This is a genomic window from Pedobacter fastidiosus (genome assembly GCF_014306625.1).
Taxonomy (GTDB): Bacteria; Bacteroidota; Bacteroidia; order Sphingobacteriales; family Sphingobacteriaceae; genus Pedobacter; species Pedobacter fastidiosus.
Window position 1 is genome coordinate 1 of record NZ_JACRYL010000001.1, and the last position, 12999, is coordinate 12999.

At 36.3% G+C, this 12999-nt stretch carries 11 protein-coding genes; 7 read left to right on the plus strand and 4 right to left on the minus strand.

Annotation, left to right across the window (positions count from 1 at the left end):
• The 3 genes from H7U22_RS00005 to H7U22_RS00015 all read left to right on the plus strand — a co-directional run.
• The coding region (locus tag H7U22_RS00005) for a hypothetical protein (protein ID WP_222621768.1) at positions 1–550 on the plus strand (550 nt) is incomplete at its 5' end.
• Between the two features lie 5 nt (positions 551–555).
• Positions 556–3243 carry a hypothetical protein gene (locus H7U22_RS00010; RefSeq protein ID WP_187069294.1) on the plus strand — a complete coding sequence of 896 codons (2688 nt, stop codon included), beginning with the start codon at positions 556–558 and terminating at the stop codon, positions 3241–3243.
• An 89-nt stretch (positions 3244–3332) separates the two neighbouring features.
• Positions 3333–4472, plus strand: coding sequence for an acyl-CoA dehydrogenase (locus H7U22_RS00015; RefSeq protein ID WP_187069295.1), 1140 nt, complete (start codon positions 3333–3335; stop codon positions 4470–4472).
• Between the two features lie 66 nt (positions 4473–4538).
• Here the strand turns inward: H7U22_RS00015 and H7U22_RS00020 are convergent, their stop codons facing one another.
• Positions 4539–4883 carry a phage holin family protein gene (locus tag H7U22_RS00020; RefSeq protein ID WP_187069296.1) on the minus strand — a complete coding sequence of 115 codons (345 nt, stop codon included), beginning with the start codon at positions 4881–4883 and terminating at the stop codon, positions 4539–4541.
• Between the two features lie 42 nt (positions 4884–4925).
• On the opposite strand from H7U22_RS00020, the gene H7U22_RS00025 reads away from it, so the two are divergent.
• The 4 genes from H7U22_RS00025 to infB all read left to right on the plus strand — a co-directional run bounded on the left by H7U22_RS00025 (position 4926) and on the right by infB (position 10314).
• The gene (locus tag H7U22_RS00025; protein ID WP_187069297.1) at positions 4926–5333 is read left to right on the plus strand and encodes a hypothetical protein; all 408 of its coding nucleotides are present in this window, start codon (positions 4926–4928) and stop codon (positions 5331–5333) included.
• Positions 5334–5454: 121 nt separating this feature from the next.
• Complete coding sequence (rimP, locus tag H7U22_RS00030; protein WP_187069298.1) at positions 5455–5919, plus strand: ribosome assembly cofactor RimP; 465 nt, start codon at positions 5455–5457, stop codon at positions 5917–5919.
• Positions 5920–5921: 2 nt separating this feature from the next.
• Entirely contained in the window at positions 5922–7166 is a 1245-nt protein-coding gene (gene nusA / locus H7U22_RS00035; RefSeq protein ID WP_187069299.1) for a transcription termination factor NusA, read from the plus strand.
• A gap of 61 nt (positions 7167–7227) precedes the next feature.
• Positions 7228–10314 carry a translation initiation factor IF-2 gene (gene infB, locus H7U22_RS00040; RefSeq protein WP_187069300.1) on the plus strand — a complete coding sequence of 1029 codons (3087 nt, stop codon included), beginning with the start codon at positions 7228–7230 and terminating at the stop codon, positions 10312–10314.
• A gap of 127 nt (positions 10315–10441) precedes the next feature.
• Here the strand turns inward: infB and frr are convergent, their stop codons facing one another.
• The 3 genes from frr to nagA form a co-directional block, all read right to left on the minus strand.
• Positions 10442–11005 carry a ribosome recycling factor gene (gene frr / locus H7U22_RS00045; RefSeq protein WP_187069301.1) on the minus strand — a complete coding sequence of 188 codons (564 nt, stop codon included), beginning with the start codon at positions 11003–11005 and terminating at the stop codon, positions 10442–10444.
• Between the two features lie 39 nt (positions 11006–11044).
• A complete protein-coding gene (gene pyrH, locus H7U22_RS00050) occupies positions 11045–11749 on the minus strand; it encodes a UMP kinase (protein WP_187069302.1) in 705 nt (234 codons plus the stop codon).
• 64 nt (positions 11750–11813) lie between these two features.
• Positions 11814–12911, minus strand: a complete 1098-nt coding sequence (gene nagA, locus H7U22_RS00055; RefSeq protein WP_187069303.1) for an N-acetylglucosamine-6-phosphate deacetylase — start codon at positions 12909–12911, stop codon at positions 11814–11816.
• Between the last annotated feature and the right edge of the window lie 88 nt (positions 12912–12999).

A 12999-nucleotide genomic window follows, 5' to 3' on the forward strand; every position in this document is an offset into this window, starting at 1 on the left:
GGAAACGCCAAGTTATTTGAAGAAATATCCAATGGGAGAAATTTCGGTTAATACGATAAACGGCATCGAGAGTTTTGACTTGCATAAAGATACTACACAATGGCTTTATTATTGCGATTTTGATAAAATGATAATCAGAGCAAAAGTTTCAAGTGAGGCAACACCTATCTATGAGAATTCATTTGAGTTGGGTTATGGACAAGAGTGGATTTACAAACCAGAAACAAAAACAATAAATAGTTTGAAATGTCAGCTGGCAGAAGATACGGCAAATCAATGGAAGATTTGGTTTTGCCCTGATATACAAAATAGCATTAATTTATCGGGTATTTTTAATTTACCAGGTTTAGTTGTTCAGGCAGATTTTTTACCTTTTAATGAACATTATCAGCTGATAAGTTATGATACACAAAGCGCAATTTGCGATGCTGTTTTTGAGCCTAAAGAGTTTAAACAAGTTAAAAAAGATACGAGGGTATTAAAAAGTTATCATGGCAAACCAGGCAAAAAGACCAAACTAGAAAAGCAACAAGAAATTTTAAAACAATAATTAAGATGAAGTTAGCTTTTTTGTTCTTCTTTTTGTTCATATCGCCCTTTACCATCCAAGCTCAGGAAATCAACCTAAATTCAATAATTATTGATGAATTTGGGATACCAATTAACGACTGTAGCATCACAATTAAAGGCAATAAAAGCAAGCTTATTTATAGTTATTTTGTATTGGCTGGCAAAAATACTTTCAATAGAAATTTTGTTATTAATAAAGATGATGATAGTCTCAAAATCGGCATCAACCACATTACATATACCGATACGACTATTGCTATAGCTGTAAAAAATCAAAAGCAGAATTTGGTAGTAAAGCTTCATGTAAAATCCAATTTTTTAAAAGATGTCAATATAAAAGGCCCTCCGATTTGGAAACGTGGCGATACCACCAATTTTAGGGCAGATGCATTTAAAGAAGGAGATGAAAAAAAGCTTAAAGATGTTTTGGAGAAAATACCTGGTTTCGAGATCTCTGAAGAAGGTAAACTTACTTATAACCGCAAACCGATTAATAAAATCCGTGTAGATAATGAAGATCTCTTTTCGGATAAAGTAAAGCTTTTGCTCAATAGCTTTCCGTCGCACGTAATAGATCTGGTACAAGTGCAAGAGAACCAGAGCGAAAATAAATTGCTAAGCGGTATTAGTGGAAATGAAACCTTTTTAAACTTAACCCTTAAAAAGGGAACTATTAAGGCTGGCTTTGGTGATTTCGAAATGGGCTTTGGAACAAAAAAACGTTATCTGGCAAGTCCTGTTCTTTTTTCAATTTCAAATAAAATCAAGGCAGGTTATGTTGGTAATATAAACAGTTTGGGCGATGGGGTGGATTGGAAGCTGGATAGTGAAATAAAAAATGAGCACGAACAATTGGGTGGCCAATTATTAATGACCAATTACCCGCTTTCCTTAATAAATAATGTACTTAACAGATATTATATTCGCAATAATTTGTTTGATAATAGGATTGATATTAATGCGCCGATTTCGAAAAAAACACATAGTAAAACCGAAGTTTCTTACATAAGCGATCATCAACAGCAAAGCACAATTACAAGTACAAATTATTATAATGGGCAAAGTTTCCTCAATAGGGAAGAAAATAATCTGGGTACTTATAAACCAAGATTGCTTAATATAAAACAAACGGTTAATTATGATATTGATACTGCCAGTAATCTCAAAACCGTAATAGGCTGGTTTTCCGATCATACTCATGGTAATCAGCAATCCAATTATCTGCAAAGTGGGAGTTTATCAGTGCTTGAAAATGGTTTGATCAATAATTGGGATAGTTTTAGCTTAGAAAGTGAATATACGCACCGCACTAATGCATCTTCAGCTAACCTAACGAGCATAAAATTTAATACTCAAAAGATAGATCAAAGTGCAGAAGCGCTATCTCTGCAATGGCCCGCGATTTTTAATTCGCCAAACTCTGATTATGTGTTATTGAATCAGCATTTGGATGATAGATTAAGTACTTTTTTAATAAGCCATAAAAGATTTATTAGCACCAAAAAACAAAGAATTGAATGGAACATTTCATATCAAATAAGTGAAATGAAGTTAGATGGGAGCACAAATTTTACTGACCTTTCAGATAATTTAACGCCCATAAGCCCTGTTGATTTTGGGAGAGGCCATTCGTATTTACAAAATAAAATAGTAACAAGTGTTGATGGTAGATTAATACGTAAAAAGGATTTTAGCGTTTCCTACAAAATTGAGGCTGGCTTAAATAGAAGTGTGCTCAAAGAAGCTCAAACATATGAAAGCTTTATTATTCCATTGATTAATACTTCATTAATTTATGTTCATAAAATACATACAAAAGCTAGTGGTTTCCTAACCATTAGCTATAACCAAAATGCTTATGACATTACTAAATTATCTAGGATTTATCAACCCAAATCAATAGAAAGCTACAGTAGAAATGCTACAGTTGATAACGGTGTAAAACAAATTTCTTTTAGCTATAATCTTAATTTCATTTGGCCAGATGTTTCAAACAACAGTAATCTTTATTTCTTTTATAATTATAATTTAAATAATCCAGTGCATATTAATCAGTATCAAAATTTTTTAAATTTTAGTACCGACAGTTTGGCTAATGCAGGGGCAGGGAATTTTTATGTAGGTACCAATCACCGATTTGTGTCTTTGTTTCTCAATGCGCTGATAGAACTAAAAGCCTCTGCAGGAAGATCGACATATCTATTGTTGAATAATGGGGGCATTTATAAAACAGTTAATAGTACTTCGGCACTAGAAATTTTTCTTAAAAGGAATTGGAGCAAAAAATATTATATCACACTTAACGCCAGCTATTTCAATTCGTTAAATAAACAGCCTGATTTTCTATTAAATAACGAAATACAATCTAAATCTGCTGATTTGGTTACAGGTTTTAAACAGAGATTATCGATTATTAAGCAAACCAACTTTATTCTAGATACGCGTTTTGTATATAATAATTTGTATACCACTTACAAAGCAAATTTTTTGTTTGTTGATGCAGAAGTAAATTTCAAACTTAAAAATACACCACTTTTTTTTACTCTCCGGGGCGAAAATCTAGCCAATGTTAAATCTTACTCAGCAGTTTACAATTTGGGCGATGGACAAAGAATTAGCAACATTCCGCTTATTGGGCGAAATGTTTTTGCCTCAGTTCGGTACGAACTCTAAAACGCCTTCAAAATAATTTACTATGCAGCCATAGTAATTTCAATCTGAAATGCTACATTTGATTAACTAACCTTTTATACATAAATGTTATGCATTTTGAATTAAGTGAAGAACAAATAATGATTCAGCAGGCTGCTCGTGATTTTGCACAGCAAGAACTAAAACCTGGCGTAATCGAAAGAGACGAACATCAAAAATTTCCGACAGAACAAGTAAAAAAACTAGGGGAACTTGGTTTTTTGGGGATGATGGTCGATCCAAAATACAATGGAAGTGGCTTAGATGCCATTTCTTATGTGCTGGTAATGGAAGAGCTCTCCAAAATTGATGCCTCGGCATCGGTTGTGGTATCGGTAAATAACTCTTTGGTTTGCTACGGACTGGAACATTATGGCAACGAGGCCCAAAAAGAAAAATATTTAAAACCATTAGCTTCCGGAGAAAAAATTGGTGCATTCTGTTTATCAGAGCCTGAAGCGGGTTCGGATGCGACTTCTCAAAGAACAACAGCAGAAGATAAAGGCGACTACTATTTATTAAACGGAACCAAAAACTGGATTACAAATGGCAGTACAGCATCAACTTATTTAGTTATTGCACAAACACATCCAGAATTAAGACATAAAGGAATAAATGCTTTCATCGTTGAAAAAGGCGCTGAAGGTTTCACCATTGGTCCGAAAGAAAATAAGCTTGGCATTCGTGGATCAGATACGCACTCTTTAATGTTTAACGATGTTAAGGTGCCCAAAGAAAATAGAATTGGAGACGATGGTTTTGGCTTTTCATTTGCCATGAAAACCCTAGAAGGTGGTAGGATAGGGATTGCAGCACAAGCTTTGGGCATTGCGCAGGGCGCTTTCGAGCTGGCAACACAATATGCGAAAGAACGTAAATCGTTCGGGAAACCAATTTCAGAACATCAGGCCATTGCATTTAAATTGGCAGATATGGCTACTCAAATAGAAGCTGCCCGTTTATTAGTTTATAAAGCTGCATGGTTAAAAGATCAAGGCTTGCCTTATACACAAGCTGGATCAATGGCTAAACTTTTTGCCTCGAAAGTTGCAATGGATGTAACTATTGAAGCCGTTCAGGTACATGGTGGCTATGGTTTTGTAAAAGAATATCATGTGGAGCGATTAATGCGTGATGCAAAAATTACCCAAATTTATGAAGGAACATCAGAGATCCAGAAGATGGTCATTTCAAGAGAGGTAATCCGATAGATTTTGGTTGGAAATAACAGTTTACAGTTAGCGAGTTAAAATGCTAACTGTAAACTGTCTGCCAAATTATTCTTTCTCACCAGCAACAGCGCCGAATATTGCTTTTATCAAAGCCACAACAATTGCTAAAAATGCAGCAGCTAAAAAGCCAGATGTGTTAAAAGAAGTCATCATGCTATCTACCAATAAAATCATTAAAACGGTAATGATGAACGATACCAGCCCCAAGGTTAAAAAGTTTACTGGAAAGGTTAACAGTCTTAAGATAAAACCAATGGTCGAGTTTGCCAATGCAATCAAAATAGCTGCAATAATTGCGCTACCATAACCTGCAACTTCTACTCCTGGAACTAATTTGGCTCCGATAAAAAAGGCTAATCCCATCAAAAGGATTTCAATAATAAATCTCATAATTGTTTAGTTTTGTAAATGATTAAATGTGTTTTTAAATACTTGTTTATTGTTGTAATCGCAATGCTTGCAATTTCTTGCTCAAATACAAACAGCAAGCCAGTAATAAAGTTTTCGGGAGATAGTTCTTCAATAATAATTAAAAATATTGATGAGGCAAGTTTCTTTCAAGTTAAAAATTCTTTTAAAACAAATCCTGATTCCGTTAATTTAATATCTGTGCTGTTAACGCCTAGCGATCAGGACAGTTTGCAAGTAGAAGAAGAAATTAGCGGGAGATTTAGTTTAGAAGGCGATTCGGTGGTTTTTAAACCAAATGAAGCGTTTATAAAAGGTAAAAATTACTTGGTAGAAAGTTATATTGGGGTTAATTATGCAGATGCTAAAAAACTACTAACAAACGGCATTAAACATAACTTACAGCCACAACGACAAATACTTACACGCTAATTCATACTATAATAATTGATCTAGCTATTGGATTTTTTATAAAAATTTAGTACATTTGCATCGTAATCGAAGAAAAGAGAAGGGGACAATGTCCCCTTTTTCTATGAAATCAGGTTAAAATATGCAGGTAGAAAAGAGAGTTGCAACCCTAGTAGAGGAAAAAATTGCAGATCGACCAGAACTATTTTTGGTCGAAGTTAAAATGTTGCCAAACAACAAATTGATTATTCATGTTGATGGAGACGAGGGAGTAAGCATACAGGATTGTGTGGCCATTAGCAGGCATGTTGGGTTTCATCTAGAAGAAGAAAATACAATAGAACAGGCTTATAATTTAGAAGTTTCTTCGCCAGGTGTAGGTGAGCCGTTAAAACTCATCCGCCAGTATAACAAAAATATTGGGCGTACAATAAGTATTAAGCTTGTTGGCGGACAAAAAAAAGAGGGTAAACTTTTAGAGGTTACCGAAAATAAATTGCTGATTGAAGAATCGGTTAAGGAAAAAGGAAAAAAGGCGACAACTGTGCAAACGGAAGTAGCATTTAATGATATAATAGAAACCAGTGTGTTAATTTCATTTAAATAAAAATGAGTACTACAACAATTAATTTGATCGACTCTTTCCAGGAGTTCAAGGATTTTAAAAATATAGATCGCCCAACGGTGATCAGTGTGTTGGAAGAAGTTTTTCGTAGTATGTTGCGTAAAAAATACGGAACTGACGAAAACTGTGATGTGATTGTGAATCCTGACAATGGGGATTTGGAAATCTGGAGAACGAGAAAAGTGATGGAAGATGGATTTTCTGAGGACGATGATCTAGAAATCGAACTTGCTGAAGTGTCTAAATTAGACAGCACTTTAGAAGTTGGTGATGATTATATCGAACAAATTACCCTAGAAAGTTTCGGTCGTAGAGCAATTTTAGCTGCACGTCAAACTTTGGTTTCTAAAGTATTGGAATTAGAGAAAGACGAAATCTTCAAAAAATATAAAGATAGAGTAGGCGAAGTGGTAACAGGCGAGGTTTACCAAGTATGGAAAAAGGAAACTTTAGTTTTGGATGATGAAGGTAACGAACTTTTAATGCCTAAAACAGAACAAATTCCTGCTGATTATTTCAAAAAAGGCGATTCTGTGAGAGCGGTAATCTCTAAAGTAGAAATGATTAACGCTAATCCAAAAATTATTATTTCAAGAACAGCACCTGAATTCTTACAACGTTTGTTTGAACAGGAAGTTCCAGAAATTTTTGATGGATTAATTACCATTAAGAAAATTGTTCGCGAACCAGGAGAACGTGCTAAAGTAGCAGTAGAATCTTATGATGACCGTATTGATCCAGTAGGAGCATGTGTGGGTATGAAAGGTTCTCGGATTCATGGTATCGTTCGCGAATTGAAAAACGAAAATATTGACGTGATTAACTTCACAAATAATACTTCATTATATATTACACGTGCTTTAAGCCCGGCAAAAATTACTTCTATTAAGTTAGATGATGAAACTAAACACGCATCGGTTTACTTAAAACCAGATCAGGTTTCATTAGCAATTGGCCGTGGTGGACACAACATTAAATTGGCTGGTAAATTAACTGGTTACGAAATTGATGTGTATCGCGAAGCAGGTGAAGAAACAGACGAAGATGTGGATCTAGAAGAATTCTCAGATGAGATTGATAGCTGGATTATCGACGAATTAAAGGCTATCGGTTGCGATACTGCTAAGAGTGTATTAGCACTTACAGTAGAAGATTTGGTAAAACGCACCGACCTTGAAGAAGAAACCATTAAAGAAGTGGTTCAAATTTTGAAGTCAGAATTTGAATAAGTGGTGTAATTGCCAAATAAACACTACTTTTGTATTAAATAAAAACAATAACAGGAGCTAAATGTCAGACGACAAACCAATCATTTTAATTAAAGCTATTAAAGAACTTAATATAGGCATGGGTACGGCCGTTGAGTTTTTAAACAAAAAGGGATTCTCTGCCGAGAAGAGTCCTATGTTTAAACTTACGGGAGACATGTATAATGCCTTGTTAAAAGAGTATCAGGGAGATAAGATCGTAAGAGAAGAAGCCAAACAAATAGTGATTGGTAAAATACGTCGTGACGAGCCTGAAACTGAGAAGCCAGTAGAAGCGCCGAAGAAGAATACCGATTTTGAGAAAGAAGAGATTTTAATTAAAAATGCTCAATCATTCGCACCTCCGGTAGAGAAACCAAAGGTAGTTGAAGCACCAAAAGTAGAAAACCAAGCTCCAGCGGCAGCAGAGCCAGTTAAAGAAACTAAGGCAGAAGATAAAGCTGAAGACAGCGGTCGCCCAGGAGTTAAAATTGTAGGAAAGATCGATTTAAACGACCTTAACTCAAAAACTCGTCCTGTTAAAAAGGAAGAAGCACCAGTTGCGCCACAAGTTACAGCTCCAGTTGCAAAGGTTGAAGAGCCTGCTAAACCAGCAGTTGAACAGCCAAAAGCTGAAGAAAAACCTGTAGAAGTTAGAAAGGAAGAAACTCCTGCGCCAACAGCGCCGGTTGCGAAAGCACCAGAGCCTGTTAAGCCAGTTGAGCAACCTAAGGCAGAAGAAAAACCAGCTGAAGTTAAACCTGTAGAGGTTAAACCAGTTAGTAATGAGCCTGAAGTTATAAAAGCACGTACAGTTAAACTTACTGGACCGAATATTATTGGTAAAATTGTTTTACCAACTACGCCAGATAGAAGAAACGGTCCGGTAGCATCATCTAGCGATAGTGAAGCGGCTAAGCGTAAACGTAAACGTAAAAAAACTCCTGGAGCGCCAGGTCAACCGGGCCAACATGGTGGCGGTGGCCAAGGTCAACAAGGACAAAATCCTTCAACGCCAGGTCAGCCGGGTGCATCGGGTACACCTCGTACTCCTTACCAAGGCAACAGACCGGGTGGCGGAACACCATACCAAGGTAATAGACCAGCGGGTGGTGGTGGAACTCCATACCAAGGAAATAGAAATAACAATACAAACCGTCCAGGCGGTGGTTTTCAAAATAGAAATGCTACACCAAGCGGGCCTAAAGAGGAACCTACTGAGAAAGAAATTCAAGATCAAATCAAAGCAACACTTGCTCGTTTAAGTGGTGCTGGTAAATCTGGTAAATTTGCCCAACGTGCAAAATTACGTCGTCAAAAACGTGATGATGTTGCTACATCGGCAGAAGAAGCAGCAAATGAACTTGAATCTCAATCAAAAATATTAAAAGTAACAGAATTTGTTACGGCTAATGAATTGGCGAGCATGATGGATGTACCAGTTACCAAAATTATTGGTACTTGTATGAGCCTTGGAATGTTCGTTTCAATTAATCAGCGTTTAGATGCTGAAACCTTAACCATTGTAGCTGATGAGTTTGGTTACGAAATTCAATTCGTTAAACCAGATGAAGACGAAGAAAACGTAATTGAGGAAGAAGATGCAGTTGAAAACTTAATCGAAAGAGCTCCGGTTGTTACGATTATGGGTCACGTCGATCACGGTAAAACTTCATTGCTGGATTATATCCGTAAGGCAAACGTTGTTGCTGGTGAGGCGGGTGGTATTACTCAGCACATTGGAGCTTATATGGTAACTACCCCAACTGGTAAAAAAGTAACGTTCTTAGATACTCCTGGTCACGAAGCGTTTACAGCGATGCGTGCTCGTGGTGCTAAGGCTGCTGATATTGCTATTATTGTAATTGCTGCGGATGATGCGGTGATGCCTCAAACAAAAGAGGCCATTAACCATGCACAAGCAGCAGGCGTACCTTTGGTATTTGCTTTTACAAAAATTGATAAACCAGGTGCAAATTCAGATAAAGTGCGTGAGCAATTATCGGTAATGAATATCTTGGTTGAAGATTGGGGTGGAAAATTCCAATCACAAGAAATATCAAGTAAAACAGGCTTGAACGTTGATGCACTTTTAGATAAGGTGTTATTAGAAGCTGAATTATTAGAACTTAAAGCGAATCCGAATAAGAGAGCTACAGGTACTGTAATCGAATCGGCATTAGATAAAGGCCGTGGTATTGTAACAACTGTATTGGTTCAGGCTGGTACGTTAAGAGTTGGAGATCCAATTTTGGCAGGTAGTTATAGTGGTCGTGTTAAAGCATTAACCAATGAGCGTGGTGCTAAGGTAGAATCGGCAGGGCCATCACAACCGGTACAGGTTTTGGGTATGCAGGGAGCGCCAACAGCTGGTGATCGTTTCAACGCTTTAGAAAGTGAAACTGAAGCACGTGATATTGCAAACAAGCGGATGCAATTACAACGTGAGCAAGGTTTACGTACACAGAAACACATTACATTGGATGAGATTGGTCGTCGTTTAGCGATAGGTAACTTTAAAGAACTTAACATCATTGTTAAAGGTGACGTGGATGGTTCGATTGAGGCATTAGCCGATTCATTATTGAAATTATCAACAGAGCAAATCCAAATCAACATTATCAGTAAAGGTGTTGGTCAGATTTCAGAGTCTGATGTATTATTGGCTTCAGCTTCTGATGCAATTATTATTGGTTTCCAAGTTCGTCCATCAACTGGTGCACGTAAATTGGCAGAACAAGAGCAAATCGATATCCGTTTATATTCTATCATTTACGATGCGATCAACGAGATCAAATCTGCAATGGAAGGTATGTTGGATCCAGAATTTGAAGAGAAAATTGTGGCTAACGTTGAGATTCGTGAGACGTTCAAAATTACTAAAGTGGGTACTATTGCAGGTTGTATGGTATTGGATGGTAAAATTACCCGTAAAAGCCAGATCCGCATCGTTAGAGATGGTGTTGTAGTTTATACAGGTGAATTAGCATCGTTAAAACGCTTTAAAGATGACGTTAAAGAAGTGTTGAAAGGTTACGAGTGTGGTTTAAACATTCAGAACTTTAACAACATCGAAGTTGGCGATATTGTAGAAGCTTACGAACAAGTAGAAGTAGCAAGGAAACTTTAATCGTTTCTAGATTATATACAAAAGGGAATCTCATTCGAGATTCCCTTTTTTTATTCGTTCTTTTTTAGATCATAAAAAAAGGGAACAGATTTGATATCCATTCCCTTTGCATATTTTATTTGGGCCATTAAACCGTCATTACGTCTTTTTCTTTAGCCTCAGCATGTTTGTCAACTTTGATAATATAGATATCAGTAAGTTTTTGAACCTCACCTTCACCGGTTTTTATCTCGTCATCAGAAACGCCATCTCCCTTTAGTTTTTGAATTTTGGTATTTGCATCCTTACGAATATTGCGTACGGTTACTCTTCCGCGTTCAGCTTCTTCCTTAACCTTTTTAACTAAGTCTTTTCTGCGTTCTTCTGTTAAAGGTGGCACAACCAAACGAATAACGATACCATCATTCTGTGGGTTGATACCAATATTTGCAACTTGGATTGCTTTTTCAATAGGCACTAAAAGTGATTTTTCCCAAGGCTGAATCACTATTGTTCTTGCATCAGGTGTGTTTATGCTAGAAACTTGAGATAAAGCGGTAGAAGCGCCGTAATAATCTACAAAAATACCATCTAACATTCCTGCTGATGCTTTACCAGCTCTAATTTTAGTTAATTCAGATTCACAATGATCGATGGCTTTATCCATTGCAGATTGCGCATCCATTAATTGTAATTGTATGAGGTCGTTCATAATTGTGTGTATTCTACAAAAATAATAAATTTTTTATGGTTATTTAACCAGGGTTCCAATAGGTTCGCCGTTTGCTATTTTCATGAAATTGCCATGCTTATTCATATCAAACACAATAATTGGAACTTGGTTTTCTTCGCAAAGTGTAAAGGCTGTCATGTCCATAACGTTTAAGCCTTTATCATACACTTCTCTAAAGGTGATTTCTTCATATTTGGTAGCATGAGGGTCTTTTTCAGGGTCTGCCGTGTAAATACCATCTACACGGGTTCCTTTTAAAACCACATCAGCTTTAATTTCAATTGCTCTTAAAGCAGCTGCAGAATCTGTTGTAAAATATGGATTACCTGTACCGGCACCAAAAATAACAACTCTGCCTTTCTCTAAATGGCGAACGGCTCTTCTGCGAATAAATGGCTCGCAAATTTGCTCCATTTTAATTGCAGTTAGTAAACGGGTTTTTATACCAACTTTTTCTAACGCATCTTGTAAAGCCATTGAGTTGATAACCGTAGCCAACATGCCCATATAATCGGCTTGCGCTCTATCCATCCCACTTTTTTCAGCACTTAAGCCTCTAAAAATATTTCCTCCACCAATTACGATTGCTATTTCTAGCCCTTTATCGTGAACAGCTTTTATATCTATAGCATATTGCCTAACCCGTTCATTATCAATACCGTACTGTTTTTCGCCCATTAGTGATTCTCCACTGAGCTTTAATAGGATGCGTTTGTATTTCATGACCTCAAAAATATTAACAATTTTTTACTTACCGGCTATCGATTTTAATAATTGATGTAAATATTTAGTTTGATAAAGAATTGCCCTTAAATATAGTTTGTTTAATATTTAGAGCTTCATCCAAAACGAGTAAATTCGCTTCCATACCCACCCCAATTTTTCCGAAAATTTGATCACTACCAATTAATTTAGCAGGATATTCTGTAGCCATTTTTAAAGCATCTATTAAAGTAATGTCGCAATGTTCTACACAGTTTTTAACAGCTTTTAGCATAGTTAAAGATGATCCTGATAAAGTTCCATCAGGCATTACATATTTATCGCCAATAAGCTTATGTTGATAAGGGCCCGAAGAACATTCAGTTACCGCATCGGTAATTAAAAACATCCTTTCCTTCAATAATTTCTGACTAAATTTAACCACTTCAAAACTTACGTGCTGATTATCTACAATAATACTGGCCATTGCCTTATTGTGGTTAAAAACTGCTGTCGGGATGCCTGGTTCGCGATGATGAATGGGACTCATTGCATTAAAGAGGTGTGTAGTGGTTTGAATTCCCTTATTATAAGCCTCGGTGGCCTGCTGAAAAGTAGCGTTGCTGTGTCCAAGAGAAACCACAACTCCGTTGTTTAAAAGATATTCAATCACTTCATCATCCTGAAGTTCTGGAGCAATCGTCATCATTTTAATAACGCCATCACCAAAATCCAACAAGGCTTTAATTTCATCGAGAGAAGCTTTTCGAACAAATTCTGGAATGTGTGCCCCTAAACGTTTTGGGTTTAAAAATGGGCCTTCTAAATGTAAACCTAAGCAGTTCTTTGCGATAGTTCGATGCTCTTTAGCCGCTTTTATACATTCATTAAAAACCTCTGGAGTGTTTGTCGCCATGCAAGCTAAAAAACCTGTAGTGCCCCTTCTTAATAAATCATCTTCCATTATGGTTAATGATTCTACAGTTGGTTCTGCAGAGAATAATCTACCGCCAGCACCGTAAATTTGAAGGTCTATAAAACCAGGAACAACAATCCTTTCACTTTCTTTATTATCTTTTATTGAGGGTTTGATAGAAGATATTAGGCCACCCTTAATTTCAAGATCATGATTTTTAATTAATATATCATTTTGATAGAAATTGATATTTTCTATTGTTAGCATGTTTTTTGTTTTATGATTAGGCTAAATTACAATCGAAGTTGTAAAAAAAGGTATAATTTTCAATTTACGCCATAAAATTGAGCAAAAA